Here is a 26,756-nt window from a genome sequence, read left to right on the forward strand (position 1 = left end):
CCCCTTTACGGACTCATGGATCAGCCGTCCCAGGACCAGTCCGCCACCTCCGGCAGGTCGGTGCCGTGCTCGCGGATCCACTCGTGGTGGCGCAGCCGGCTGTCCGCCATCTCCTGGCGTACGGCGGTGGCGCGGACGGCGAGGCCGGGGACGCGGTCGATGACGTCCATGACGAGGCGGTAGCGGTCGAGGTCGTTGCGGACGACCATGTCGAAGGGCGTTGTGGTGGTGCCGATCTCCTTGTAGCCGCGGACGTGCAGATGGGGGTGGCCGGTGCGGCGGTAGGCGAGGCGGTGGATCAGCCAGGGGTAGCCGTGGTAGGCGAAGATCACCGGCTTGTCGGGGGTGAAGAGCCCGTCGTACTCGAAGTCGCTCATCCCGTGCGGGTGTTCCTCGCTCGGCAGCAGCCGGGCGATGTCGACGACGTTGACGACGCGCACGGCGAGGTCGGGCAGATGACGGCGGAGCAACTGGGCCGCGGCCAGCGTCTCCTGGGTGGGGACGTCGCCCGCGCAGGCCAGCACCACGTCGGGTTCGCGGCTGCCGTCCTCGGTGCCGGCCCAGTCCCAGACGCCGAGTCCGCGGGCGCAGTGGACGCGGGCCTGGTCCATGGACAGCCAGTCGTAGCAGGGCTGTTTGCCGGCGACGACGACGTTGACATAGTCGCGGCTGCGCAGCACATGGTCGGCGACGGAGAGCAGGGTGTTGGCGTCCGGCGGGAAGTAGACCCGTACCGCTTCCGGACTCTTGTTGAGGATGTGGTCGACGAAGCCGGGGTCCTGGTGGGAGAAGCCGTTGTGGTCCTGGCGCCAGACGTGCGAGGTGAGCAGGTAGTTGAGGGAGGCGATGGGGGCCCGCCAGGGCAGCCGGCGGGTGACGCGCAGCCACTTGATGTGCTGGTTGACCATCGAGTCGACGATGTGGACGAAGGCCTCGTAGCAGGAGAAGAGTCCGTGGCGGCCGGTGAGAAGGTAGCCCTCCAGCCAGCCCTGGCAGGTGTGTTCGGAGAGGATCTCCATCACCCGGCCGTGCCGGTCGAGATGTTCGTCGACGTCGTAGGTGTCGGCCTGCCATGCCTTGCCGCTGGCCGAGTAGACGGCCTGGAGGCGGTTGGAGGCGGTCTCGTCGGGGCCGACGAGGCGGAAGTCGCGGCGGTCGGCGGTGGCTTGCATGACGTGTTCGAGCAAGTCGCCCAGGACTCGGGTGGGTTCGTGGAGGGTGGCGCCGGGTTTGTCGACCGGTACGGCGAACCGTTCCAGGGGCGGCAGGGGCAACGACCGTAGGAGAAGGCCTCCGTTGGCGTGCGGGGTGGCGCCGAGGCGGTGCGGTCCGTCGGGGACATGGGTCAGGAGATGGGGGCGCGGGCGGCCCTGTTCGTCGAAGAGTTCCTCGGGGCGGTAGGAGCGCAGCCACGCCTCCAACTGCCGTAGGTGGTCCGGGTTGTCGCGTACGGCGGACAGGGGGACCTGGTGGGAGCGCCACGTGTCGGCCACGGGGAGGCCGTCGACCTCGGCGGGGCCGGTCCAGCCCTTCGGTGTACGCAGCACGATCATCGGCCAGCGAGGGCGTTCGCCGGCGCCCTGCTCGCGGGCGGCGTGCTGGATGGCGGCGATGCGGTCGAGCGCGGTGTCCAGGGCGTCGGCCATGGCGCGGTGGACGGTGGCCGGGTCGTCGCCGGTGACATGGAGCGGGTCGTGGCCGTATCCCCTGAGCAGGGCGTCGAGTTCGTCCTCGGGGATGCGGGCGAGGACGGCCGGGTTGGCGATCTTGTAGCCGTTGAGGTGGAGGATCGGCAGGACGGCTCCGTCGTGGACGGGGTCGAGGAACTTGTCGGAGTGCCAGGACGCGGCCAGCGGGCCCGTCTCGGCCTCGCCGTCGCCGATGACACAGGCGACGAGCAGGCCGGGGTTGTCGAAGGCGGCGCCGTAGGCGTGCGCGAGGGAGTAGCCGAGTTCGCCGCCCTCATGGATCGAGCCGGGGGTCTCCGGGGCGACATGGCTGGGGACGCCGCCCGGGAACGAGAACTGCCTGAACAGCCCGGCCATGCCCGGCCCGTCCCGGGTGATGTCGGGGTAGGTCTCGCTGTACGAGCCCTCCAGCCAGGAGTTGGCGAGCACCGCGGGGCCGCCGTGACCGGGTCCCCACACGCACAGGGCGTCCAGGTCGCGGGCCTTGATCACCCGGTTGAGGTGGGTGTGGACGAGGTTCAGACCGGGCGAGGTGCCCCAGTGACCGAGCAGCCGCGGCTTGACGTGCTCGGGGCGCAGGGGCTCGGTCAGCAGGGGGTTGGCCATGAGGTAGATCTGGCCGACGGCGAGGTAGTTCGCGGCACGCCAGTGGGCGTCCAGGGAGGTCAGCTCCTCGTCCGTGAGTACGCCGGTCGACTGCCGGGTTGCGGCGGACATAGGGGGCCCCTTCCGAATCGGGGTATCTGGATCTCGGGCGAGTACGGGTGGACGGTGCCTGCCGTCCACCTTCGCCGCCGCGCCGGGTACCCGACAGGGCCGACCGGGCCACATGTGGGGAGGCCGATGGGGTGAGGCGAGCCGCCCAGGACTCAGGAGGCGAGAGCCGCCCTGGGCTCAGGAACGCGCGGGACGCCATACCTCGTGCGTCCGCCGACGAGTGCGCGTCCGGCGACCGGTTCGGGCTCGATGCGGACGAAGGCCATGCGGGGTGCCGGGGCCCAGGACGGGGGGCCGGTACGGGACAGCCGCTCGTGTTCGGCGCGGTCGGTGACGAGGGGGGCCTGACCGGTGACGGCGACGGTGTGACCGGTGACGGTGACGCTCCGGCCGGCCTGTGCACCACCGCGGCGAGGTAGGGCAGATCCGGGTCAGGGGGCTCGGCTCCGACGGCCACACCGTGGTCGCACGCCAGGACCGGGAGGCGACCACGGCGCCGCCGACGGGCCGGCCCGGCTCGGACGCGGCTGAGGTGCGCGGGAGCACCGCCTCGTCAGCGTCGAGGGCGGAGTTCACGGGGAGGACGGCGGGGAGGGCCTGAGGGGTGGGGACGGTCCGGCCGATGCGCGCGTGGCCGGCAGGGGCAGGCCCTCCTTTCGGTCGGGCTCGCGGAATCCGTCGTCGGGGTGGATGCCTCGCCGGCCTTTCGCCCGGAGTCATGGTCTGCCTCCCATACCCGCGCCGCCCGACGTGAGGGACCACGGGCCCTGATGACATGGCCAGTGGTCGCCCCTGACAGGGCCGCGCGGCCGGGGTCGGTGCGGGTCCGGTCGGAGGGTTCGGGGCGGGTATGGGAGGCAGACCACGGCGCCGCCGACGGGCCGGCCCGGCTCGGACGCGGCCGAGGTGCGCGGGAGCACCGCCTCGTCAGCGTCGAGGGCGGAGTTCACGGGGAGGACGGCGGGGAGGGCCTGAGGGGTGGGGACGGTCCGGCCGATGCGCGCGTGGCCGGCAGGGGCAGGCCCTCCTTTCGGTCGGGCTCGCGGAATCCGTCGTCGGGGTGGATGCCTCGCCGGCCTTTCGCCCGGAGTCATGGTCTGCCTCCCATACCCGCGCCGCCCGACGTGAGGGACCACGGGCCCTGATGACATGGCCAGTGGTCGCCCCTGACAGGGCCGCGCGGCCGGGGTCGGTGCGGGTCCGGTCGGACGGTTCGGGGCGGGGAGCCGGGGCACCGGCGGCTCGCCGCCCCGACGTCCGTCAGGCCAGCGGCTTGCTCAGGACGGCCTTGCGGTGGCTGAACGTCTCGATGGAGTAGCGGCCGTGGTAGTTGCCCATGCCGCTCTCGCCGACGCCGCCGAAGGGCAGGTCGGAGACGGTGAGGTGGGCGAGCGGGAGGCCGTAGCCGAGGCCGCCGGAGGACGTCTCGGCGGCGAGGCGGGCGCGGGTGGCCTCGGACTCGGCGAAGACGTAGAGGGCGAGTGGCTTGTCGCGGTCGTTGATGAAGTCGATGGCCTCGTCCAGGCCCGGGACGGTGACGATCGGCAGGATCGGGCCGAAGATCTCCTCCTGCATGACGGGCGAGGCCGGGTCGACGTCCGCCAGGACGGTCGGGGCGATGTACTTCTGCGCGCGGTCGGTGTCGCCGCCCACGACCACACGGCCCGAGTCGAGCAGGCCGCTGAGCCGGTCGAAGTGGCGTTCGTTGACGATCCGGCCGTACTCGCCGGAGGCGGACGCGTCGGTGCCGTAGACCGCCTGGACCGCCTTGGTCAGCAGGGGTTCGAGGGCCGCCGCGGTCTCGGGGTCGGTCAGGACGTAGTCAGGGGCCACGCAGGTCTGGCCCGCGTTGAGGAACTTGCCGCGGGCGAGGCGGTCGGCGACGACGGCGAGGTCCGCGTCGGGGTCGACGAACGCCGGGGACTTGCCGCCGAGTTCGAGCGTGACCGGCGTGAGGTGCTCGGCGGCGGCCCGCATGACGATACGGCCGACGACGCCGTTGCCGGTGTAGAAGATGTGGTCGAAGCGCTCGGCCAGCAGGGCCGTGGTCTCCGGGATGCCGCCCTCGACCACCGCGAAGGCCTCGGTGTCGAGGAACTCCGGCAGCAGCCGGGCCAGTGCGGCCGAGGTCGCGGGGGCCAGCTCGCTCGGCTTGACGACCACGGCGTTGCCCGCGGCCAGGGCGCCCACGACCGGGGCGAGCAGAAGCTGGGCCGGGTAGTTCCAGGGGGCGATGACGAGGACGACGCCGAGCGGGTCGTACTGCGTCCAGGCCGTCGCGTCGGCGCCGAGGTGCGCCGGGACCGGGGCGGACTCGGGGCGCAGCCACTCCTCCAGGTGGTCGAGGGTGTGGTCGATCTCGCGGACCGTGAAGTCGATCTCGGTGCGGTAGGCCTCGGTGGAGCTCTTGCCCAGGTCGGCGTGGAGGGCGGCGGCCAGCTCGGCGCCGCGTTCCGTGAGCAGCTCGCGCAGCCGGCGCAGCTGGCCGGTGCGCCAGGCGAGGGGCTTGGTGCGGCCGGTGCGGAAGGTGGCGCGCAGACGGGCCACGACGTCGGCGGGCTGCTCGGGGGTGGGCTGCTGGTTCACGGTGCCTCGCTGATGCTGCGCGGCCGCTGGGCACGGCCTCGACGGGTGGATGCGTTCGACGGTTGGATGTAAATGCCAACCATTTCTACACCCGAATGCATTCCCTCACCACGTAAGTGACTTTGCGCTACGCCGCGATCACACCCGGCTGGCGTCGTCCAGCGTCCCCGCCAGCCGCTCCAGCAGTCCCCGCAGCAGTTCCTCGTCCCCCTCGCTCAGCGCGGGCCAGTCGGCGCGCACCGCGCGGTCGATCCGTCGCCAGTACTCCTGGCCGCGGGGGGTGAGGTGGGCGAGGATGCGCCGCCGGTCCTGCGGGTCCACCCGGCGGTGGACGAGGTTCTGGTCGACCAGGTGGTCCACGAGCTTGGTCAGCGTCGGCGGCGGCAGGAACGCGGCCTCGGCTATCGCCGTCATGTGATGCCCCTGCCCGTCGGAGAGCAGCCCGAGCACCCGCCAGGCGTCGAGCGAGCAGCCCTCCTCGTCGAGGACCACCTGGAGGCGGCGGGCCACCAGCCGCTCGGCCCGGGTCAGGAGCTGCACCAGATCACGAGGCCGACGCGGGGATGAGGTGGGCATCGCGCTCCTAGGTCACGGGGTGCGTACATCGTATGAGACAGGCTGGAGTTCACCGGGCGGACCGGAAATCATGACGCCATGTTCCGGCACGATCCCCCCGCGCCCGAGTGGTTCACGGCCGACGACTCCGTCCTCGGTGTGGCCCTCGTGTTCCCGATGCAGGGGCCGGCCGGGATCTTCGGGCCCACCTGCGAGTTGTGCGCACAGCTGGCGGCCGAGGAGGTCAACCGGGCGGGCGGGGTCCTCGGGCGGGAGCTGAGGCTGCTGCCCGTCGACGGGGGCGGGTCGCCGCGCGAGATCGCCGACCATGTCGAGGCGCTGGTGGACCTGGGGGCGGTGCAGGGCGTCACGGGCTGGCACATCTCCTCGGTGCGGCAGGCGCTGGCGCCGAGGATCGCCCATCGGGTGCCGTACGTCTACACCGCCCTGTACGAGGGCGGCGAGCACACGGCCGGCGTGTTCCTGACGAGCGAGACCCCGCGCGACCAACTGCGCCCCGCGATGGGCCTGTTGGCGCACGAACGCGGGGTGCGCCGCTGGTTCGTCGTGGGCAACGACTATGTGTGGCCGCGCCGTACGGCACGGGCGGCCCACGGATACGCCCATGAGTCGGGCGGCGTCGTGGGTGGCGAGGTCTATCTCCCGCTCGGCACCCATGACTTCGAGCCCGTCCTGCGCCGCATCGAACGCTCCGACGCCGACGGCGTGCTGATGCTGCTGGTCGGCAGCGACGCGGTGCGCTTCAACCGGGCGTTCGCGGCCTACGGTCTGCACGAGCGCTGTCTCAGGCTGAGCACGCTCATGGACGAGAACATGCTGCTGGCGAGCGGCCCTTCGGCCACCGAGGACCTCTACAGCACCGCCGGCTTCTTCGCCTCGCTCGCCAACCAGGACACCCTCGACCTCCATGGGCAGTACGCCGGCCGGTACGGCATCGAGGCACCCGCGCTCGGCAGCCTCGGCGAATCCTGTTACGAGGGCGTCCTGTTGCTCGCCGCGCTGCTGAGACGGGCCGGGACCCTGGACGTGACCGCGATCGGGGCGGCGGCCGGCGGTGTGTCGTACGAGGGGCCGCGCGGGCTCATGCATCTGCGGGGCCGGCATGTGCGCCAGCGGATCTACCTGGCCCGCGCCGACGGGCTGGACTTCGACGTCCTCACCGAGCTCGACCTTCACGGTTCCCGCTCTTGACAGGGCCCACGACCGCCCAGATACTTCCCACAGAAAGTAATTAGAATGCCTCGGGCGAATTGTGAATTCAGTTTCTGAATGCACCTCACATACCGCACGGGGCGTTTTTTGTTGCCTCCGGGAAAGTCCCGCGAAACACCGCGGAAACAGCGGGACTTGAGTCTGTGGACCGCACTTCAGCAGGCCGTTCACCCTAGGGGGTTGGTTTGTCCAGCGGTTCCCGCAGTTCCCGTGTTCCTCGCCGTGGCTTCCTCGCCGCAGGCGCCGCCCTGACCGCGGTCGTGACACTCTCCGCGTGCGGCGCGAAGACCGACGCGGCCGGCTCGTCGTCCGACAAGGCGGCGAAGATCGACGTCAGCGGCGACACGGTCAAGGTCGGCCTGCTCAACTCGCTCTCCGGCACGATGGCGATCAGCGAGGTGACCGTCCGCGACTCGCTGAAGCTCGCGATCGACGAGATCAACGCCTCCGGTGGTGTCCTCGGCAAGAAGATCAAGCCGATCAGCGAGGACGGCGCCTCCGACTGGCCGACGTTCGCCGAGAAGGCGCAGAAGCTCATCAAGGAGGACGGGGTCGCGGCCACCTTCGGCTGCTGGACCTCCGCCAGCCGCAAGGCCGTCAAGCCGGTCTTCGAGAAGAACAAGTCGCTGCTGTTCTACCCGGTGCAGTACGAGGGCCTGGAGGAGTCCCCGTACATCTTCTACACCGGCGCGACCACCAACCAGCAGATCGTCCCGGGCCTCGACTACCTCAAGAGCAAGGGCCTGAAGAAGATCTACCTGGTCGGCAGCGACTACGTCTTCCCGCGTACCGCCAACAAGGAGATCAAGGCGTACGCCAAGGCCAACGGCATGACCATCGCCGGCGAGGACTACGCGCCGCTGGGCTCCACGGAGTTCTCCACGATCGCCAACAAGGTGAAGGCGTCGAAGGCGGACGCCGTCTTCAACACCCTCAACGGCGACTCCAACGTGGCCTTCTTCAAGGAGTACAAGTCCGCGGGCCTGACCGCCAAGTCCATGCCGGTCGTCTCGGTGTCGATCGCCGAGGAGGAGGTCAAGTCGATCGGAACGCAGTATCTGGCGGGCCAGTTGACGGCCTGGAACTACTACCAGACCACCGCGGGCGCGGCGAACGCCAAGTTCGTGAAGGCGTACAAGGCCAAGTACGGTCAGGACAAGCCGACCAGTGACCCGATGGAGGCCGCGTACACCTCGGTCTACCTGTGGAAGGCCATGGTCGAGAAGGCGAAGTCCTTCGACCCGGAGAAGGTGAAGGCCGCCTCCGACGGCATCACCTTCGACGCCCCCGAGGGCAAGGTCACCGTCGACGGCGCCTCGCAGCACGTCTACAAGACCGCCCGCATCGGCGAGATCGGCACCGACGGCCAGATCAAGGAGGTCTGGAACTCCGGCAAGCCGATCAAGCCGGACCCGTTCCTCAAGGGCTACTCCTGGGCCTCCGGGCTGTCCTGACCGACCGTCATCCCCCGCGGGGTCCTCAGGGGCCCCGCGGCGGCCGTCTCCCGGAGCCGCCTCATGACCGTGATCCTCGGTCAGACCTTCACCGGCATCAGCATCGGTGCCGTCCTGCTGCTCATCGCGCTCGGCCTCTCGCTCACCTTCGGCCAGATGAACGTCATCAACATGGCCCACGGCGAGTTCATCATGGCGGGCGCCTACACGACGTACGTCCTGCAGAAGTCCATTTCGAGCGCGGGAATTTCACTGCTGGTCGCGCTTCCCGTCGCATTTCTCGTCTCGGGCGCGCTGGGCGCTCTGCTGGAATGGCTGCTGATACGCCGCCTGTATCTACGGCCACTTGACACGCTGCTCGTCACCTGGGGCGTCTCGCTGATGCTCCAGCAGCTCGCCCGGGACATTTTCGGCGCGCCCAATGTGCAGACACGGGCGCCGGACTGGCTGACCGGCAACATCACGGTCCTCGGCGGGGACGACCCGCTCACCTTCGCCAACAGCCGGCTGTTCATCCTGGGTTTGGCGATCGCGGCGGTCGTCGCGCTGTCGCTGACGCTGCGGCTGACACCGCTGGGCCGGCGCATCCGGGCCGTGGTGCAGAACCGGGATCTCGCCGAGGTGTCCGGTATCTCGACGTCGACCGTGGACCGTACGGCGTTCTTCATCGGGTCCGGGCTCGCGGGCGTCGCCGGGGTCGCGCTGACGCTGGTCGGGCCGATCGGGCCGACGATGGGCACCAACGTGATCATCGACGCCTTCCTGGTGATCGTGGTCGGCGGCATCGGACAGCTCAAGGGCACGGTCATCGTGGCCTTCGTACTGGGCGTGCTCCAGTCGGTCCTGGAGTACTCCACGACCGTCAGCGTCGCCAAGGTGCTGGTGCTCGTCGCGATCGTCGCGTTCCTCCAGTGGCGGCCCCAGGGGCTGTACACGCTGCGCACGAGGAGTCTCGTATGAACCTGCTCAAAGGCCGCTCGGCACGGGCATGGGCGGGTTTCGCCGGGGCCGCGGTCCTCCTCTTCGCCGTCGCCCCACTCGCCCTGTCCGACTTCCGGCTCGGGCTGCTCGCCAAGTACCTGTGCACCGCGATGGTCGCCGTCGGCATCTGTCTGGCCTGGGGCCGGGGCGGGCTGCTGACGCTCGGCCAGGGCGTGTTCTTCGGGCTCGGCGGCTACGCCATGGCGATGCATCTGAAGATCGCCGACGCCGGGCCCGGCAATCTGCCCGACTTCATGCAGCTGTACGGCACCGCCACCGAACTCCCCTGGTGGTGGAAGCCTTTCGAGAACCCGCTGTTCGCACTGGCGGCGACCGTGCTGCTGCCGATGGCCGTGGCCGCGCTGCTGGGTCTGTTCATCTTCCGGCGCCGGGTCAAGGGCGCCTACTTCGCGATCCTCAGCCAGGCCCTCGCCGCCGCGCTGGCCATCTGGCTGATCGGCCAGCAGGCCACCACCGGCGGCACCAACGGGCTCACCGACATCCAGGGCTTCTTCGGCTACGACCTCGACGACCCGGTCAACCAGCGGATGGTGTACTTCGTCATCGCCGCCGCACTGCTGCTCCTGATCGCCCTTGCCCGGCAGCTGATCAACAGCCGGTACGGCGAACTCCTCGTCGCCGTACGGGACTCGGAGGAGCGAGTGCGCTTCCTCGGCTACGACCCGGCCAACGTCAAGCTCGTCGCGTACGTCGTCGCCGCCGGCATGGCGGGCCTCGCGGGCGCGCTGTTCGTGCCGGCGGTCGGGATCATCTCGCCCGCGCTGATCGGCATCGTCCCGTCCATCGAGTTCGTGATCGGCGCGGCGGTCGGCGGCCGGGCCAGCCTGGCCGGCGCGGTGCTGGGTGCCGTCGCGGTCGCCTGGGCCAAGACGGCCCTGTCCGAGGAGTTCCCGGCCGCCTGGACCTACTTCCAGGGGCTGCTGTTCATCGTGGCGCTGGCCTTCCTGCCGGGCGGGCTGGCCTCGCTGGCGGTGTTCGTACGACGGCGCAAGGCGTCCGCGTCGGAGCGGAAGTCGGCCGTGATCCCCGTGGGAGAGGCAGCATGAGCGGGCTGGAGATACGCCGACTCCGGGTGTCCTTCGACGGGTTCACCGCCGTCGACGGGGTGGACCTGGACGTCGCCCCGGGCGATCTGAGGTTCCTGATCGGGCCGAACGGCGCGGGCAAGACGACCCTGGTCGACGCGGTCACCGGGTTGGTGAAGGCGGAGGGTTCGGCGAAGTTCGGCGGCGAGGAGCTGCTCGGGCGGGCCGTGCACCGGATCGCTCGGTCCGGGATCGGGCGGACTTTCCAGACCGCCACCGTCTTCGAGGAGTTGACGGTCCTTCAGAACCTGGACATCGCGGCCGGCGCGGGCCGGGGCATGTGGACCATGCTTCGGCGCCGCAGGGACGTACCGGAGTCCGTCGCGCAGGCCATGGAGACGGTCGGCCTCACCGGCCTCGCCGACTCCCCCGCCGGCACCCTCGCCCACGGTCAGAAGCAGTGGCTGGAGATCGGCATGCTGCTCGTACAGGACGTGAAGCTGCTGCTGCTCGACGAGCCGGTGGCCGGCATGAGCCACGACGAACGGCAGGCGACCGGCGAGCTGTTGCAGCGGATCAGCGAGGAGCGCACGGTCGTCGTCATCGAGCACGACATGGACTTCATGCGCTCCTTCGCGCGCAGCGTCAGCGTGCTGCACGCCGGCAAGGTGCTCAGCGAGGGCACGGTGGCGCAGGTGCAGGCGGACCCCGAGGTGCAGAAGGTGTACCTCGGGCACGTCGAGGACGACACCCTGGAGGTGCAGGAAGCATGATGCTCCAGATCGAGGACGTCCGCGTCGGCTACCACCGCAGCACGGTCCTGCACGGGGTGTCGGTGGACCTCCCGGAGGACGGTGTCGTCGCCGTGCTCGGGCACAACGGCGCGGGCAAGAGCACGCTCCTGCGCGCGGCCGTGGGTCTGCTCACCCCGGTGGGCGGGACGATCCGCCTGGACGGCGAGGACATCACGCGCCGCAAGCCGCACGAGCGGGTCGCGCGCGGGATGGCGTACGTCCCCCAGGGCCAGCAGTCCTTCCCGCATCTCACCACCGCCGAGAACCTCCAGCTCGTCGCCGACGGCCGCAGACGCGGCAAGGAGGCGGTGGCGGCGGCCCTGGATCTCTTCCCCGCGCTCCGGGCGCTGTCCGGCCGTCGCGCCGGGCTGCTCTCCGGTGGCCAGCGGCAGCAACTCGCCCTAGCCCGCGCCTTGGTGACGGAGCCTCGGATCCTGCTGCTCGACGAGCCGACCGAGGGCATCCAGCCGTCGGTGGTCGCCGAGATCGAGGAGACGATCCTCGCCCTCGCCGCACGTGGCGGACTCTCGGTGCTGCTGGTCGAACAGCACGTCGGCTTCGCGATGCGGGCGGCGCAGAAGTACTACGTCCTGGAGGCCGGACGCGTCACGTCCGCCGGCGAGGGCGGCAAGGAGTCGGAGCTCGCGGTGCGGGAGGCGCTCAGCGTGTGAAGCGTTCCAGGTAGGCGCGCTCAGCCGGATTCCGGCTCAGGACGACGGCAGCCTCGTACGCCCGCCGCGCCTCCGCGTCCCGGCCGAGCCGGCGCAGCAGGTCGGCTCGTACGGCGTGGAGGACGTGGTAGCCGTCGAGGGCGAGGCCGTCCACGAGGTCGAGGGCGGGCTGCGGGCCCTCGACCTCGGCCACGGCGACCGCCCGGTTGAGGGCCACGACAGGGCTGGGGGCCACCGACATCAGCTGGTCGTACAGCGCGAGCACCTGCCCCCAGTCCGTCGGCGGGCCGTCGCTGTGGACGGCCTGGACGGCGGCCTGGATCTGATAGGGCCCCGGCTGGTTCCGGCGCAGACACCGTCGTACGAGATCCTGCCCCTCGACGACGAGCGCGCGGTCCCAGCGCTCCCGGTCCTGCTCGGGCAGCGGCACGAGGACACCCTCGGCGTCCTCCCGCGCCTGTCTGCGGGACTCGACGAGCAGCATCAGGGCGAGCAGACCGGTCGCCTCGGGCTCGTCCGGCATCAGCTCGGTGAGCAGACGGCCCAGCCGGATCGCCTCCGCGCACAGGTCGGCCGAGCCCTCGTTGAAGATCAGGTAGATGACGGCGAGCACGCCCTTCAGCCGGTCCGGGAGATCGGCGTCCCTCGGCACCCGGTAGGGGATGCGGGCGTCGCGGATCTTCGCCTTGGCGCGGACCAGGCGCTGGGCCATGGTCGGCTCGGGCACCAGGAAGGCACGGGCGATCTGCGGTGTGGTCAGTCCGCCGAGCAGGCGCAGTGTGAGGGCGACCTGTGCCTGCGGGGCCAGCGCGGGGTGGCAGCAGGTGAAGACGAGGCGGAGCCGTTCATCGCGCACGGGGCCCTCCTCGGGCGGCGCGTCGGGGGTGTGCAGCAGGGCGGCCTCGGCGTGTCTGTCGTCCCGGGTGGCCTCGCGGCGCAGCCGGTCGATCGCCCGGTTGCGGGCGGTGGTGATGATCCAGCCCGCCGGGCTCGGTGGTACGCCGGTCGCGGGCCAGCGCTGGACGGCCGTGGTGAAGGCGTCCTGGACGGCCTCCTCGGCGAGGTCGATGTCACCGAGGAAGCGGACCAGGACGGCGACGGCGCGGCCGTACTCCGCGCGGAAGACGGCCTCGACGTCGACGGTTTCCGGTGTCACTCCTCCGCCTGGTGCATGAACGGGCGTACCTCGATGGGCAGGGTGGTGGCCCGCATCGCCTTCTTGCCCCACTCCAGGGCCGCGTCCAGGTCGGGCGCCTTGATCAGGCAGATCCCGCCCAGGTACTCCTTGCCCTCGGCGTACGGCCCGTCGGTGATCAGGACGTCGCCGTCGCCCGGGCGCAGCACGGTGGCCGTCTCGGGGCCGTGCAGTCCGCCGGCGAAGACCCAGGCGCCCGCCTCGCGCAGTTCGTCGTGGAAGGTGTCGAGATCGCGGACGATCGCCGCCATGGCCTCGGGCCCGGGGGGCGTGCCGTCGGCCGGGGTGATCACGCTGAGCAGGTAGTACTGCATGACGTCCTCCTTGGCGTCGTGAGGTGCTCTCACCTCCTACACGAACGGCACACCCCCGGATCGACACCGCGCACGACCGGATCGGGAGAATCTTTTCCATGACCATCTCGCCAGACGCTCTGCTCGCCCGCACCCGGGAACTCGCCGACAGCCTCCTCGTCCCCGACGCGGCGCGGGTCGACCAGGGTGAGGTGCCCGCGAGTCACCTCGACGCGATCCGCCGGTCGGGTGTCCTCGGGGTGAGCTCGCCCGAGGCGTACGGCGGGGCGGGCGCCCCCGACTCGGTGGCCCGGGAGATCCAGGAGATCCTGGCCGGGGCGTGCGGCTCGACCTGGTTCGTGCAGACCCAGCACCACACACCGGTGCGGATGCTGGCGAAGTCCCGACTCCCGGTGCGGGAAAGGCTGTTGCGGCCCCTGGCGTCGGGCGAGCGGCTGGCCGGGATCGCGTACGCCCATGTCCGTTCCTTCCCCCGGGTCCCCGTGCGGGCGACCGCGGAGAGCGACGGCTGGCGGTTCGACGGGACCGTGCCCTGGTACACGGGCTGGGGTCTGAACGACGTGATGCTGCTCGCGGGTGTGACGGACTCCGCGGAGATCGTGTTCGCGTTCGCCGACGCGCGGGAGCAGCCGGGGGTGCGCGCGTCGGAGCCGATGCGGCTGGCGGCGTTCACGGCCGCCCGTACGGTCTCCCTGGAGCTGGACGGCCTGTGGCTGCCGGAGTCGTCGGTGGTGCTGCGCACCCCGCAGGAGGAGTTCGCCCTCCTCGACATCCCCCGGAGCACCAACACCTCCCCGGCCGTCTTCGGGGTGACGTACGCCGCGCTGCGCGTGCTGGAGGGCGGCGGCGAAGCGGAGACGGCCGGTGCGCTGCGCGTCCGCGTCGAGGAGGTGCGCCGGGCGGCGTACGAGCTGGCCGACCACCCCGTCGCGCACGAGCACGTCGAGGAGCGGCTCGCCCTCAGGACACGCGCGTACGACCTGATGCGGGCGGCCACGACGGCGGCGGTCGTGGCCGGCGGCGGCCGCACCATGGATCTGCGCAACCCGGCCCAACGCCTGGCCCGCGAGGGGATGTTCCTGCTGATCCAGGGCCAGACGTCGGTGGTGCGGCGGGCGCATCTGGACGCGCTGGCGGACCGCTAGTCCAGGAAGTCGAGCAGGGCGGCGGTCAGTTCCGCCGGGGCGTCCTCCTGTACGAGGTGGCCGGCGCCGGCGATGAGTTCGAGCCGTGCGCCCGGGATGCGGGCGGCGAGTTCGTGGCCCTTGGCGACCGGGATCCAGGTGTCGTCCTCGCCCCAGCAGATCAGGGTCGGGAGGGCGATCTGCGCGTACCGGTCCTCGAGTTCGTCGGTGTACCGCTGGTCCGCCTGGGCGATCTGCCGGTAGAAGGCGGCCTGTCCCGGATCACCGAGCCAGGGCTGGACGAGCCGGTCGAGGACGGCGGGGTGCAGGCCGGGGCTGCTGGCCGAGGTCACGTACTCGCGCACGAGGGCCCGGTGCAGTGCGGGCGGGAGTTGTTCGAAGACGTCCGAGGACGTGCCGACGAGCCGGAAGAACGGCGACCCCCAGGGGGCCAGCGCGACCGGATCGACCAGCGCGAGCGAGTGGTAGCGGGCGCCGTGCAGCAGATGCGCCCGCAGGGACACCGCGCCGCCGAAGTCATGGGCCACGACCCGGGGTTCGTCCAGGCCCCAGTGCGCCAGCAGCTCGGTGAAGACCCTCCCCTGGGCGGCCAGGGAGACGTCCTGACCGGCAGACATCTCCGAGGTCCCGTACCCGGGCATGTCCCACACGAACACCTCGTACTGGCGGGCGAGCGAGCGGGCCACGGCACGCCACACGTACGAGGAGAAGGGCGTGCCGTGGTTGAGGACGACGGGGGCGCGACCGGGCTCCCCGAGGCTGTCCCAGCGGACCTCCCCGGATGTGCCGCGGTAGGTCCTGGTCAGTTGCCACTCACCCACGGATTCGCTCCTCTCGATACGCGCCCGGCAGAGCGCCGGCCTCAGCCCGCGAACGGCACCTGTGCCGAAGGTGTGGCCTCCTTCCCGGCCGGGTGGCGCCACAAACCCTGTGCGGCGAGCCGCGGCAGCACTCCCTCGCCGAACCAGTACGCCTCCTCCAGGTGCGGGTAGCCGGAGAGGACGAACTCGTCGATGCCGAGGGCGTGGTACTCCTTGATCCGCTCGGCGACCTCGTCGTGGCTGCCGACCAGCGCGGTTCCCGCGCCGCCGCGCACCAGGCCGATGCCGGCCCAGAGGTTGGGGTGGATCTCCAGGCCGTCGCGGTGGCCGCCGCCGTGCAGGGCGAGCATGCGCTGCTGTCCCTCGGACTCGCTGCGGGCGAGCCCGGCCTGCACGGACCTGACGGTCTCGGGGTCGAAGCCGTCGAGAAGTCGGTTCGCCTCGGCCCACGCCTGTTCGGAGGTGTCGCGGGTGATGACGTGCAGCCGGATGCCGAAGCGGAGGGTGCGGCCGTGCCGCGCCGCCAGCCCTCGGACCCACGCGATCTTCTCCGCCACCTGCGCGGGCGGCTCGCCCCAGGTGAGGTACACGTCGACGTGCTTGGCCGCGACCTCCCCGGCGAGGGGCGAGGAGCCGCCGAAGTACACCTCGGGCACCGGGTCGGGCACCCGGGCCAGCCTCGCGTCCTCGACCCTGAGGTGCTCGCCGTGAAGGTCGACGGTCTTGCCGTCCCACAACCCCCGTACGACCTCCAGGAATTCGTCGGTACGGCGGTAGCGGCCGTCCTTGTCGAGGAAGTCGCCGTAGGCCCGCTGCTCGTGGCTCTCACCGCCGGTGACGACGTTCAGCAGGAGCCGTCCGCCGGACTGCCGCTGGAAGGTGGACGCCATCTGCGCGGCGAGCGTGGGCGAGACGAAGCCGGGGCGGAAGGCGACCAGGAACTTCAGGCGCTCGGTGTGCTGGCTGACCATGGCGGTCGTCAGCCACGCGTCCTCGCACCAGGCGCCGGTCGGCGTGAGCGCGCCGACGAAGCCGAGATCCTCGGCGGCGCGGGCGATCTGGCTCAGATAGGCCACCGTCGGCGGCCGGTCCCGTCCGGAGACGGTGGCCGGGGTGCCGTGGCCGCCGCCGACGACGTGCCGGCTGTCGCCGTTGGTGGGCAGGAACCAGTGGAAGGTGAGGGACACGTGGGGGTCTCCGATCGATGGGCTACAGCAGACCGTGCCGGGGTGGCCGGGTGCCGTTGAGCACGTACCGGCCGATGTGCTGGATCTTCCAGCGGGTCGGGTCGTGCAGGGTGTGGGTGCGGGCGTCGCGCCAATGGCGGTGCAGATTGAGGGAGTTGAGGGCGGAGCGTGTGCCCGACACCTCGAAGAGCGCGCTTGCCACGTCCACGGCGGCCTGAGCCGCCAGCACCTTGGCGGCGGCCACGGCGACGGACGCCTCGGCCGCCGAGTCGTCGGTGAGCCCGGCCCCGGCGGCCTGCACCGTGCGGGCCGCCTCGCGCAACAACGCCTCCGCCGCGCGCACTTGGACGGCCAGCTCGCCGAACCGCTGGATCAGGAGCGGGTCTTCCGCGGCCGTGTCGAAGCCGCTCTCGAACCACGGCCGGCTTGTCGTCCGCACGAACTCCGCCGCCTCCGCCAGCGCTCCCCCGGCGATGCCCGCGTCGATGGCGGCGTGCAACAACTGGGCCACCGCGCCGTGCAGTTGAGGGCCTTCGAAGGTGAGGTGATGAGGAAGGACCCGGTCGGCCGGGACCTCCACGCCGTCGAGGCGGACGGTGCCGCTGGCGGTGGTGCGCTGGCCGAGACCGTCCCAGTCGTCGACCACCGTCACGCCCGCGGCGTCCCGGGGCACGTACGCGACATGGAGTCTGTCGTCCTCGGCGCGGGCGAGCACGGGGATCCAGTCGGCGAACAGGGCGCCCGTGGAGTAGTGCTTGACGCCGTCGAGGACGTACGAGCCGTCCGCCTGCGGGGTCAGGCGGGTGCGGATGTCCTGGACGTGCCGGGTGCCCGCCTCCGACTGGGCGTTGCCGAAGCGGCGGCCCGCGAGGAGTTCGGCGAAGAAGAACTTCCGCTGCTCCTCGGTGCCCTGACGGCAGATCACATTGACGTAGGCGAAGTGGCTCTGCGGGATCTGGGCGAGGCTGCCGTCGGCGGTGCCGAGCAGCCGGAAGATCTCGGCGAGCGTGGTCGCGCCGACGTCCGCTCCCCCGTGGTCGGCGGGGACGGTGACGGCGAGCAGGCCGGACGCGGAGAGCCGGTCCAACTCGGCGTGCGGCAGCCTGCGTTCGACGTCCCGTGCGGAGGCTCCGGCGCGGAACTCGTCGGCCAGGGCCGCCGCGACGGCGAGGGCCTCCGCGTCGTCGGCGATCACATGGGCGGTCATCGGGGGCTCAGCTCGCCGCGGCCAGGACCGGGGTGCGGCCGAGGGCGGTCGAGAACCGGTCGACGATCTGGGCGAGGGCGTCGCGGGTGGCCGTGGCGACGCTCACGGTCCCGTCGTCGTGCACGGTGATGTCCTTGTCGAGGGTGAACCAGCCCTGGACGATGTGGTCGGCGCCCATGGAGTTGAGGACCGGCCGCAGGGCGTAGTCGAGGGCCAGCACATGGGCGGTACTGCCGCCGGTGGCGAGCGGGAGCACGGTCTTGCCGGTGAGGGCGTACTGCGGCAGCAGGTCGAGGAGGGCCTTCAGGACGCCGGAGTACGACGCCTTGTAGACGGGGGTGCCGACGACGACGCCGTCGGCGCGGGCGAACAGCTCGGTGGCCTCGACGATCGCCGGGTGCTTGAAGTCGGCGCCGAGGAGGGCCTCGGCGGGGATGGTGCGGACGTCGAGGGGGATCACCTGGTGGCCCTGGGCGGTGAGCCGCTGGTCGAGGTGGCGCAGCAGGCGGTTGGTGCGGGAGGAGGCGGAGGGGCTGCCGGAGACGGACAGGACGGTGGCCATGGGTCCTCTTTCGGGGAGGCGGGGCGCCCCCGGTTCAGGCGGGGGCGCCCCTGGGGAAGCGGTCAGGAGTACCAGGTGGGTTCGGGCAGTTCGCCTTCGAGGACCCAGCGGCCGACCTCGCGGCGCTTGTAGGCGACGGGGTCGTGGAGGGTGTGGGTGCGGAGGTTGCGCCAGAACCGGTCCAGGCCCTCGGTGGTGGCCGTGGAGCGGGCGCCGGTGACCTCGAAGATGCGGTTCGAGATCTCCAGGGCGACATCGGTGGCCCGGGCCTTCACGGCCGCCACCCGTACCTCGAAGTCGCCGCGCGTCTGCTCGGTGACCGCGTCGGGGTCGTCGTGCAGTGTCTGTCCCTCGGCGGCGACGGCGTCGGCGAGCGCCTCGACGGCCCACAGCTTGGCGGTGAGGTCGCCGTAGATGTCGATGACGTACGGCTCGTCGACCGCGCGCTCATGTCCGCCGTGCAGCCAGGAGCGGGACTTGGTGCGGGTGTAGGCGGCGGCCGTCTCCAGGGCGCCACCCGCGATCCCGAGGTAGAAGTTGACGAAGACCAGCTGGATGGTGGGGACGTTGAGGGTGTTGTAGGTGCGCGGCCGGAACTGCTTGTCGACGTAACCGGCCGCCGACGACCACGGCGTCCGGACTCCGTCGAGGGTGACGCCGCCGCTCTCGGTGAGCCGCTGGCCGATGTTGTCCCAGTCGTCGTGGAAGGTGAGCCCCTCGCTGTCGGAGGGCACGATCGCGAAGACATGCTGGTCGGTGCCTTCGAGGACGCCTTCCAGGACGGTGACGTCGGAGACCTTGCTGCCGGTGGAGAAGGTCTTGCGGCCGGTGAAGACGAGGTCGTCGCCGTCCTCGGTGACGATCACGTCCTTGTCGCGGGGGTTGACGGCCCCGCCGAAGAACCAGCGGCCCCGGGCGGCCTCGGCCTCCACGTGCTCCCACTGTTCGCGGGTGCCGACCAGGCGGGCGGCCCAGTTCCAGAGGTAGTGGTAGCCGAGGAGCTGGCCGATCGAACCGTCGGCCTTGGCGACCTCACGGACGACCCGGTACGCGGTGGGCCAGTCCTGGCCCGCGCCGCCGTGCTCCGTGGGGCCGAGCAGGGTGACGAGACCGGCGTCCTTGAGCAGCTGGACCTCGGCGTACGGGGTGGCGCCGGCCCGGTCGCGGGCGGCGGCGTCGGTGGCGAGGACGGCGGCGACCTCGGCGGCGCGGGCGATCCAGTCCTCGGCGGTCCGGGGGGCGGGACGGCTGTGCCAGTCGGTGTCGGTGACGGTGCTCATGTCGGTTGCCTCCTCAGACCTGGGCGGGGACGGACTCGGGGAGCTGGGCCTCCAGCTCGCGTACCAGCGGCAGCACCCGCTTGCCGAAGTACTCGACCTCCTCGTGGTAGTGCAGGAAGCCGAGGAGGAAGAGGTCGACGCCGAGCTTCTTGTAGGCGACGATCCGCTCGGCGATCTGCTCCGGGGTGCCGATGAGGCCGGTGCGGAAGCCGTCGTTGTACTGGACGAGGTCCTCGAACGAGGAGTCCTGCCACATGCCCTTCTTGTCGGCGGTGGACTGGCCCGCCTGCCTCACCGCGGCGCCGAAGCCCTCGACGGCCTCGGTGTCGGCCCGGGCGACGATCTCGCGCAGGGTGTCGCGGGCCTCGGCCTCGGTGTCGCGGGCGATGAGGAAGGCGTTGAGCCCGAACTTCGGTGCGGTGCGGCCGACTTCGGCGGCGGACTTGCGGACGTCGTCGATCTGCTCGACGACCCCGTCGAAGTCCTGGCCGTTGGAGAAGTACCAGTCGGAGACCCGGCCGGCCATGGCGCGGGCGGCGGTGGAGTTGCCGCCCTGGAAGATCTCCGGGTGGGGGCGTTCGGGGGTGTTGAGGGGCTTGGGCTTGAGGGAGAAGTCACGCAACCGGTAGAAGTCTCCGGCGAGTTCGGTGTGGTCCTCGGTCCAGATCTGGCGGAGGGCGCGGATGAATTCCTCGGAGCGGCGGTAGCGCTCGTCGTGCTCCAGCCAGGGCTCGCCGAGGGCGGTGAACTCGCCCTTGAACCAGCCGGAGACGACGTTGACGGCGAAGCGGCCGTTCGACAAGTGGTCGGCGGTGGCGCCGAGTTTGGCGAGGACGCCGGGGTGCCACAGGCCGGGGTGGACGGCGGCGATGACCTTCAGGCGCTCGGTGGCGAGGAGCAGGGCGAGGCTGAAACTGGTCGACTCGTGCTGGTACTCGGCGCCGTAGCTGGCCATGTAGCGGACCTGGCTGAGCGCGTAGTCGAAGCCGTTGTTCTCGGCGAGGACGGCGAGTTCGCGGTTGTAGTCGTAACCCCAGTCGGTGCGCTGCTCGATCCTGCTGGTGACGAGTCCCCCGCTGACGTTGGGGACCCAGTAGGCGAATGTGACGGGCTCTGCGGGCATGCGGAACTCCTGTTGCGGAATGTTTTCGGGCACGCCGAATTCAGGAAATGCGCGGGCGCAGTGAATTCAGGCGGGAAAACGGAGGGAGCGCGGCGAATCTGTGGAGTGATCAGGCCGCGGGGCAACAGGAGGCGCTGGAAACCCGTGCGAGGTCGACATGGCGTCGCCGCGTGAGGTCCAGTCGCATCTTCATGTCATCGATCGTCGCAGTCCTCGTCGAGAAGCGTCAAGGAGAACCCGACCGGTCTCGCATCCCGGACCATTGAATTTCACGAACGTGTGACAGGGAAACCCTTGAACGCTCCGGGAAACCACCCGCATTCTGCGGGGTGTGCGTACCGAACAACTGGAATACATAGCGGCCGTGACCCGGCTCGGTTCGCTGCGCCGGGCCGCCGAGGAGCTGCGCCTTTCGCAGCCCGCGCTGAGCGAGACCGTGCGGAATCTGGAACGCGAGCTGGGCGTGGACCTCCTGGAGCGCAAACGCTCGGGCGCGACGATGAGTTCGGAGGGCCGGGAACTGCTGCCGCACATCATCAATGTGCTGGACGCGGTGGACCGGCTCAGGGAGGCGGCGGGCGAACAGCACCGCATCAGCCGGATGGTGCGGGTCGGCACGGTGAACGCGGCGACCGTGCCGCTACTCCTCCCGGCGGTGCGGGAGTTCCGCGCCACGCATCCGGTCACCCAGGTCGAGGTGGTCGGCGCCCAGCAGAGCGACATCCACCGGGCGCTGGACGAGGGCGGGTTCGATCTCGGGCTCGTCAACCATCTGGAGGGCGACGACGTCCCGGCCGGCCTGGAGGGCACGGAGCTGCTGCGGGGCCGCCCGGTGGTGTGCCTGCGTCCGGACAGCCCCCTCGCCGCACGCGCCGCGCTGTCGGTGGCCGACCTGCTGGAGGTGCCGCTCGTCGCGATGCGCTCCGGCTATGTGATGCACCGCTATGTGCACCGGCTGCTGAACGGGCGGGCGCCGTCGTTCTCGTACTCCACCGACGGCGCCGAGATGGGCAAGCTGATGGTCGCGGAAGGGCTGGGGGTGACGGTCCTGCCGGACTTCAGCGTGATCGACGATCCCCTCGTACGCGGTGGTCTCCTCACGTACCGCCCGATCGCCGGGGACGCGACGCGGGTCCTGCTGATGCTGCAACGGCGCCGGGCGGACCCGGTGCCGCGTGCGGTGCTGGAGCTGCACGAGGTGTTCGTGGCGCGGGCCCGGGCGCTGGGCGGCGCCCTGTCGGCCCGCGCCTGAGAGTCAGCTCCCTGCCCGGTCGTCCTCCCGGCCCGGCACCACCACGAGGAACGCGTCCGACTTCAGGTCCATCACGACCGTCGCCGGCTCGCCCTCCGCGCGCCGCCGTGCCGCGAACTCCTCCGCCGGCCACGATCCGCGCGGAGCGCCTGCCGGGAATCGCTCCAACACCTTCGCGCCCATAGCGGCGATCACCTCCGGCATCGATCTTCGGTTCATCCTCGGTTCGGTACGACGGCGGTCCTCACCACCGTCGTACTCTCCGCTTGCCCGGGAACCGCGCGGACAGTCCCCCCGATGTCAGCCGGCCTCAACTCCCCCTCGCGGCTCGTCCGTCGGGAACGCCTTCGCCCCCGGCCACCAGGCGACGTCCCCGAGGTCTCGGGCCAGGGCGGGCACCAGCAGCGAGCGCACGACCAGCGTGTCGAGGAGTACGCCGAAGGCGACGATGAAGGCGATCTGCACCAGGAAGGCCAGCGGGATCACCCCGAGGGCGGCGAACGTCGCGGCGAGCACCACACCCGCCGAGGTGATGACACCGCCGGTGCCGACCAGTCCGCGCAGCACACCCTGGCGCGTCCCGTGCCGCAGGGCCTCCTCCCGTACCCGTGACATGAGGAAGATGTTGTAGTCCACGCCGAGGGCCACGAGGAACACGAAGCCGTACAGCGGTACGGACGGGTCCGTGCCGCCGAAGCCGAGGACGTGCTCGAAGACCAGGGCGGAAACGCCCAGCGTGGCGAGGAAGTTGAGCGCGACGGTCGCCACCAGCAGGACCGGCAGCAGCAGGGAACGCAGCAGCACGGTGAGGATGACCAAAATGATCGCGAGGACCACGGGGACGATCAGGGTGCGGTCGTGTTCGGCGGTGCGCAGGGTGTCGTACTGCTGGGCCGTGTAGCCGCCGACCAGGGCGCCGGCGCCCGGCACGGCGTGCAGGGCGGTGCGCAGCCGGGCCACGGTGTCCTTGGCGGCGTCGCTGTCTGCGGCCGAGGCCAGGGTGACGTCGACGCGGACCCGTCCGTCGACGACCAGCGGGGTGCCGCCGGGCTGCCCGCTCTTGGTGACGCCGGCCGCGGCGGCGACCCCTTTCGTGGCGAGGGCGGTGTCGATGACGCGGTCCAGGCGGTCGGCGTCGGCGATGACGACGGTGGGGTTGCCGGAGCCGCCCGGGAAGTGGCGTACGAGGGTCTGCTGGGCGGTCACGGAAGGGGCGTCGTCGACGAAGGTCTCGTCGAGGGGGACGCCCCGGGAGGCGAGGGTGGGCGCGAACGCGGCGCAGACCAGCAGCGCGACGAGGGAGCCCGCCCAGACCTTGCGGGGTGCCCGGTCCACCAGGGCGGCGACGCGCCGCCAGACGCCGTGGCCGGTGTCGGGGCGGGGGGCGGCGGGCCAGTAGGCGGCGCGGCCCAGCAGGACGAGCACGGCGGGCAGGAAGGTGAGCGTGCTGAGCACGGCGCAGCCGACACCGATCGCACCGACCGGTCCGAGCGCCCGGTTGTTGGTCAGGTCGCTGATCAGCAGCGCGAGCAGCCCCAGGGCGACCGTCGCGCCGCTGGCCACGATCGCGCCCCACGACTGCCGCAGCGCGGCCCGTACGGCCGTGAACCGGTCCGGGTGGACGGCGAGTTCCTCCCGGAAGCGGGCGGTGAGCAGCAGGGCGTAGTCGGTGGCGGCACCGATGACGAGGATCGACAGGATGCCCTGGACCTGTCCGTCGACGCGGACCACTCCGTGGTCGGCGAGCGCGTAGACGATCGCGCAGGCCAGGCCGAGGGCGAGGACGGCGCCGACGATGATGACGAACGGCAGGAGCAGGCTGCGGTAGACGAGCAGCAGGATCACCAGGACGGTGACCAGTGCCACGGCGAGGAGCAGTCCGTCGATACCGGCGAAGGCGTCGGACAGGTCGGCCTGGGTGGCGGCGGGGCCGGCCAGCCGGACCGTGCTGCCGGGTACCCGCTCGGCGGCCGCGCGGATCCGGTCGAGGGTCTCGGGCAGCCGCTCCCCGAGGTCGGGGCGGAGCTGGACGACGCCTTCGAGGGCCTGGCCGTCCTTCGAGAGCAGCGCGGGCGACACGTCCCCGACCACACCCGCGGTGCCGGCGAGGGAGGCGAGCGCACGTCCGGCCGTGGACCGCCGGTCGGCGACCTGGCCCTCGTCCTCGTCGGTCCAGAGGACGATCACGGGCAGGGTCTCGTCCTGGCGGAAGGCGCGCTGGGCGGCGACGACCTCGGTGGACTCGGCGCTGCGGGGCAGGAAGGCCGCCTGGTCGTTGGTCGCGACCTCGCCGAGCCGGCCGGCGAAGGGGCCGAGGATCCCGCCGACGCCGAGCCAGACGGCGAGCAGCAGGAGCGGCACGAGGAAGCGGCCTCGGCGCGGGGTGAGGGACATGGTTCTCCAAGCTGTGAGCAGATGCCTCAGGTATCTCAATGACAGGTATCTCAATGGCAAAGAATCTCAATCATTGAACCTTCTGCTCACACCGGGTCCCCGGATGCGGCGGACGTCATGTTTGTGCGGCGGCGGATCCCCCTGATTTCGGCGGCGGATGCGCTCTAGGTGCCGTGCGGCGGGCGGAGCAGGGACAGCTCCTCGTTCATCGCCGTGAGGAAGCGGGTGACGACCGTCAGCTCGTCCTCACTGAAGCGCTCCCGAGCCCCCTCGGCTGCCCGGGCCAGCGGGCGGAAATAGGTGCGGGCCGCCACCCTGGCGTCGGCGGCGTAGTACAGGTGCACCACCCGGCGGTCGCTGCTCTCGCGGACCCGCCGGATGTGGCCCGCCCGCTCCAGCCGGTCGACGCAGGCCGTGACGGCCCCCGAGGTCAGCCCGAGGTGCTCACGCAGCCGCCCCGGGGTCATCGGCTCGTCGGCATCCAGGATCGCCGCCAGCGCCTGGACGTCGGTCGCGTGCAGCCCCTGATCGCCCGCGAACCCGTGGACCAGGCGGTTGATCTCGCCGTTCATCCGGCGCAGCTGGACCGCCAGCGACTGGAGATCCGTCCCGGCAAAAGGACGGGGCCGTCCCGGTGCTGTCGCCTGCGGATTCGGTTCGTCTGCGGTGCCCACGCGAGAAGCCTATAGAAGCGGGCGCACCAGGAGACGACTGCATCCGGCACCGCCCCGCCCATGGAAGTGATCACAGGGGACACGACACGAAAGGTCTGCCGCAGATATGAACGACGTGGACACCGGGCCGGCGCCGCGCTGTCTGGTGACCGGTGCGACGGGTTACCTCGGCGGCCGGCTCGTGCCGGAGCTGCTGGCCGCCGGGTACCGGGTGCGCTGTCTGGCCCGGTCCCCCGGCAAACTCCGCGACCAGCCATGGTCGGCCGAGGTGGAGGTCGTACGAGGTGACGTCCTGGACGCCGGCGCGGTCGCCGAGGCCCTGCGCGGCACCGAGGTCGCCTACTACCTGGTGCACGCACTGGGCACCGGCGACGCCTTCGAGGAGACCGACCGGCGGGCCGCCCGGATCTTCGGCGAGGGGGCCCGTGCCGCGGGCGTGCGCCGCATCGTCTATCTGGGCGGGCTCACCCCCGCGGACGTGCCCGAACGGGAGCTGTCACCGCATCTGCGGTCCCGCGCCGAGGTGGGCCGCATCCTGCTGGACTCCGGCGTGCCCACCACCGTCCTGCGGGCGGCGGTCGTCATCGGCTCGGGCTCGACCTCCTTCGAGATGCTGCGCTACCTCACCGAACGCCTCCCGGTGATGGTGACCCCGAGCTGGGTGCGCACCCGCATCCAGCCAGTGGCGGTGCGCGACGTGCTGCGTGCCCTGGTGGGCAGCGCCCGGATGCCGGCCGCGGTCAGCCGCGCCTTCGACATCGGCGGCCCGGACGTGCTGACGTACCGGGAGATGATGCTCAGGTACGCGGCCGTCGCCGAACTGCCGCACCGGCTCATCCTGACCCTGCCCATGCTCAGCCCCGGTCTGTCCAGCCACTGGGTCGGACTGGTGACCCCCGTACCGGCGTCCCTGGCGCGTCCGCTGACCGAGTCCCTGCGGCACGAGGTCGTCTGCCACGAGCACGACATCGCACGGTACGTGCCGGATCCGCCCGGCCACCCGATCGGCTTCGACGAAGCCGTCCGTCTTGCCCTGCGCCGGGTCCGCGACGCGCAGGTGGCGACCCGCTGGTCCTCGGCGTCCGTCCCGGGCGCCCCCAGCGATCCGCTGCCCACCGACCCGGACTGGGCCGGCGGCAGCCTCTACACCGATGTCCGGGAGATCGACGTCGACGCCCCGCGCGCCGCGCTGTGGCGGGTCATCGAGGGGATCGGCGGCGAGAACGGCTGGTACTCCTTCCCGTTGGCCTGGGCACTGCGCGGTTGGCTGGACCGGATGGTCGGCGGGGTCGGTCTGCGCCGGGGGCGCCGGGACGCGGCCCGGCTGCGGGTCGGGGACTCGCTGGACTTCTGGCGGGTGGAGGAGATCGAGCCGGGACGGCTGCTGCGGCTGCGCGCCGAGATGCGGCTGCCGGGTCTGGCCTGGCTGGAGATGCGCGTGCGGACCGACGCCGCCGGACGCACCCGGTACCACCAGCGCGCCCTGTTCCACCCCCGCGGTCTGCTGGGGCACGCGTACTGGTGGAGCGTCTCCCCCTTCCACGCGCTCGTGTTCGGTGGCATGGCCCGCAACATCGCGCGGGCGGCGGCCCGAGCGCCGGCCGAGCCGCCGAACCGGCCCGCGTCTGTCCGCTGACCGCGATGCCCCGCCCGCACAGATCGACCTCGACGCCTCCGCCCTCACGGATCGGCTTCGACGCTCCGACCTCACCCGCTCACCTCGACGCCCCCACCCTCACCCATCGACCTCGAACTCCCCGCCCTCACCGGTCGACCGCGACGCCTCCGCCCTCACGGATCGGCTTCGACGCTCCGACCTCACCCGCTCACCTCGACGCCCCCACCCTCACCCGCTTACCTCGACGCCCACCCCGACC

The 26,756-nt window shown here is 71.4% G+C and carries 24 protein-coding genes and 1 pseudogene; 9 read left to right on the forward strand and 16 right to left on the reverse strand.

Going from position 1 to position 26,756, the window contains the following annotated elements; genetic code table 11:
• Positions 1–20 precede the first annotated feature (20 nt).
• The 4 genes and pseudogenes from OG866_RS04485 to OG866_RS04500 all read right to left on the reverse strand — a co-directional run bounded on the left by OG866_RS04485 (position 21) and on the right by OG866_RS04500 (position 5,567).
• Positions 21–2,405 (reverse strand): phosphoketolase family protein, encoded by a 2,385-nt coding sequence (locus tag OG866_RS04485; RefSeq protein ID WP_329332091.1) that lies wholly within the window; start codon positions 2,403–2,405, stop codon positions 21–23.
• 152 nt (positions 2,406–2,557) lie between these two features.
• Positions 2,558–3,097: pseudogene (locus OG866_RS04490) on the reverse strand (pyridoxamine 5'-phosphate oxidase family protein).
• 568 nt (positions 3,098–3,665) lie between these two features.
• Complete coding sequence (locus OG866_RS04495; RefSeq protein WP_329332092.1) at positions 3,666–4,991, reverse strand: aldehyde dehydrogenase family protein; 1,326 nt, start codon at positions 4,989–4,991, stop codon at positions 3,666–3,668.
• 138 nt (positions 4,992–5,129) lie between these two features.
• Positions 5,130–5,567, reverse strand: a complete 438-nt coding sequence (locus tag OG866_RS04500) for a MarR family winged helix-turn-helix transcriptional regulator (protein WP_329332093.1) — start codon at positions 5,565–5,567, stop codon at positions 5,130–5,132.
• 78 nt (positions 5,568–5,645) lie between these two features.
• On the opposite strand from OG866_RS04500, the gene OG866_RS04505 reads away from it, so the two are divergent.
• The 6 genes from OG866_RS04505 to urtE all read left to right on the forward strand — a co-directional run bounded on the left by OG866_RS04505 (position 5,646) and on the right by urtE (position 11,725).
• The gene (locus OG866_RS04505; RefSeq protein WP_329332094.1) at positions 5,646–6,758 is read left to right on the forward strand and encodes a substrate-binding domain-containing protein; all 1,113 of its coding nucleotides are present in this window, start codon (positions 5,646–5,648) and stop codon (positions 6,756–6,758) included.
• 206 nt (positions 6,759–6,964) lie between these two features.
• Positions 6,965–8,233 (forward strand): urea ABC transporter substrate-binding protein, encoded by a 1,269-nt coding sequence (urtA, locus tag OG866_RS04510; RefSeq protein ID WP_443063498.1) that lies wholly within the window; start codon positions 6,965–6,967, stop codon positions 8,231–8,233.
• 63 nt (positions 8,234–8,296) lie between these two features.
• Entirely contained in the window at positions 8,297–9,193 is an 897-nt protein-coding gene (urtB, locus tag OG866_RS04515) for an urea ABC transporter permease subunit UrtB (protein WP_329332095.1), read from the forward strand.
• A complete protein-coding gene (urtC, locus tag OG866_RS04520; RefSeq protein ID WP_329332097.1) occupies positions 9,190–10,281 on the forward strand; it encodes an urea ABC transporter permease subunit UrtC in 1,092 nt (363 codons plus the stop codon). The genes urtB and urtC overlap by 4 nt, the downstream gene beginning before the upstream one ends.
• Positions 10,278–11,033 carry an urea ABC transporter ATP-binding protein UrtD gene (urtD, locus tag OG866_RS04525; protein WP_329332099.1) on the forward strand — a complete coding sequence of 252 codons (756 nt, stop codon included), beginning with the start codon at positions 10,278–10,280 and terminating at the stop codon, positions 11,031–11,033. Before urtC ends, urtD begins: the two co-directional genes overlap by 4 nt.
• Positions 11,033–11,725, forward strand: a complete 693-nt coding sequence (urtE, locus tag OG866_RS04530; RefSeq protein ID WP_329343912.1) for an urea ABC transporter ATP-binding subunit UrtE — start codon at positions 11,033–11,035, stop codon at positions 11,723–11,725. The genes urtD and urtE overlap by 1 nt, the downstream gene beginning before the upstream one ends.
• Here urtE and OG866_RS04535 read toward each other — a convergent pair.
• Both OG866_RS04535 and OG866_RS04540 read right to left on the reverse strand, forming a co-directional pair.
• Positions 11,715–12,881 (reverse strand): RNA polymerase sigma factor, encoded by a 1,167-nt coding sequence (locus OG866_RS04535; protein ID WP_329332100.1) that lies wholly within the window; start codon positions 12,879–12,881, stop codon positions 11,715–11,717. The genes urtE and OG866_RS04535 overlap by 11 nt on opposite strands.
• A complete protein-coding gene (locus OG866_RS04540; RefSeq protein ID WP_329332101.1) occupies positions 12,878–13,234 on the reverse strand; it encodes a YciI family protein in 357 nt (118 codons plus the stop codon). Before OG866_RS04540 ends, OG866_RS04535 begins: the two co-directional genes overlap by 4 nt.
• Positions 13,235–13,332: 98 nt before the next feature.
• On the opposite strand from OG866_RS04540, the gene OG866_RS04545 reads away from it, so the two are divergent.
• Positions 13,333–14,379, forward strand: a complete 1,047-nt coding sequence (locus OG866_RS04545) for an acyl-CoA dehydrogenase family protein (RefSeq protein ID WP_329332102.1) — start codon at positions 13,333–13,335, stop codon at positions 14,377–14,379.
• Here the strand turns inward: OG866_RS04545 and OG866_RS04550 are convergent.
• The 7 genes from OG866_RS04550 to OG866_RS45215 all read right to left on the reverse strand — a co-directional run bounded on the left by OG866_RS04550 (position 14,376) and on the right by OG866_RS45215 (position 20,752).
• Complete coding sequence (locus tag OG866_RS04550) at positions 14,376–15,200, reverse strand: alpha/beta fold hydrolase (RefSeq protein ID WP_329332103.1); 825 nt, start codon at positions 15,198–15,200, stop codon at positions 14,376–14,378. The genes OG866_RS04545 and OG866_RS04550 overlap by 4 nt on opposite strands.
• 41 nt (positions 15,201–15,241) lie before the next feature.
• The gene (locus tag OG866_RS04555) at positions 15,242–16,387 is read right to left on the reverse strand and encodes an LLM class flavin-dependent oxidoreductase (protein ID WP_329332104.1); all 1,146 of its coding nucleotides are present in this window, start codon (positions 16,385–16,387) and stop codon (positions 15,242–15,244) included.
• 22 nt (positions 16,388–16,409) lie between these two features.
• Positions 16,410–17,594 carry an SfnB family sulfur acquisition oxidoreductase gene (locus OG866_RS04560; protein ID WP_329332105.1) on the reverse strand — a complete coding sequence of 395 codons (1,185 nt, stop codon included), beginning with the start codon at positions 17,592–17,594 and terminating at the stop codon, positions 16,410–16,412.
• Positions 17,595–17,601: 7 nt separating this feature from the next.
• Positions 17,602–18,156 carry an NADPH-dependent FMN reductase gene (ssuE, locus tag OG866_RS04565; RefSeq protein WP_329332106.1) on the reverse strand — a complete coding sequence of 185 codons (555 nt, stop codon included), beginning with the start codon at positions 18,154–18,156 and terminating at the stop codon, positions 17,602–17,604.
• Between the two features lie 62 nt (positions 18,157–18,218).
• Positions 18,219–19,436, reverse strand: a complete 1,218-nt coding sequence (locus OG866_RS04570) for an acyl-CoA dehydrogenase family protein (RefSeq protein WP_329332108.1) — start codon at positions 19,434–19,436, stop codon at positions 18,219–18,221.
• Positions 19,437–19,449: 13 nt separating this feature from the next.
• Complete coding sequence (sfnG, locus tag OG866_RS04575) at positions 19,450–20,559, reverse strand: dimethylsulfone monooxygenase SfnG (RefSeq protein ID WP_329332109.1); 1,110 nt, start codon at positions 20,557–20,559, stop codon at positions 19,450–19,452.
• 109 nt (positions 20,560–20,668) lie between these two features.
• Positions 20,669–20,752, reverse strand: coding sequence for a putative leader peptide (locus tag OG866_RS45215; RefSeq protein ID WP_356352894.1), 84 nt, complete (start codon positions 20,750–20,752; stop codon positions 20,669–20,671).
• Positions 20,753–20,890: 138 nt separating this feature from the next.
• Here OG866_RS45215 and OG866_RS04580 point away from each other — a divergent pair, with 138 nt between their 5' ends.
• Positions 20,891–21,811 carry a LysR family transcriptional regulator gene (locus OG866_RS04580; RefSeq protein WP_329332110.1) on the forward strand — a complete coding sequence of 307 codons (921 nt, stop codon included), beginning with the start codon at positions 20,891–20,893 and terminating at the stop codon, positions 21,809–21,811.
• 3 nt (positions 21,812–21,814) lie between these two features.
• Here the strand turns inward: OG866_RS04580 and OG866_RS04585 are convergent, their stop codons facing one another.
• The 3 genes from OG866_RS04585 to OG866_RS04595 form a co-directional block, all read right to left on the reverse strand.
• A complete protein-coding gene (locus OG866_RS04585; protein ID WP_329343913.1) occupies positions 21,815–22,015 on the reverse strand; it encodes a hypothetical protein in 201 nt (66 codons plus the stop codon).
• Positions 22,016–22,111: 96 nt separating this feature from the next.
• Positions 22,112–24,205, reverse strand: coding sequence for an MMPL family transporter (locus tag OG866_RS04590; RefSeq protein WP_329332111.1), 2,094 nt, complete (start codon positions 24,203–24,205; stop codon positions 22,112–22,114).
• Positions 24,206–24,369: 164 nt separating this feature from the next.
• On the reverse strand, positions 24,370–24,879 hold the full coding sequence (locus OG866_RS04595; RefSeq protein WP_329332112.1) for a MarR family winged helix-turn-helix transcriptional regulator: 510 nt from the start codon (positions 24,877–24,879) through the stop codon (positions 24,370–24,372).
• Between the two features lie 106 nt (positions 24,880–24,985).
• Here OG866_RS04595 and OG866_RS04600 point away from each other — a divergent pair, with 106 nt between their 5' ends.
• Entirely contained in the window at positions 24,986–26,515 is a 1,530-nt protein-coding gene (locus OG866_RS04600) for an SDR family oxidoreductase (RefSeq protein WP_329332113.1), read from the forward strand.
• The last annotated feature ends 241 nt before the right edge of the window (positions 26,516–26,756 follow it).

The organism is Streptomyces sp. NBC_00663 (assembly GCF_036226885.1).
Classification (GTDB): Bacteria; Actinomycetota; Actinomycetes; order Streptomycetales; family Streptomycetaceae; genus Streptomyces.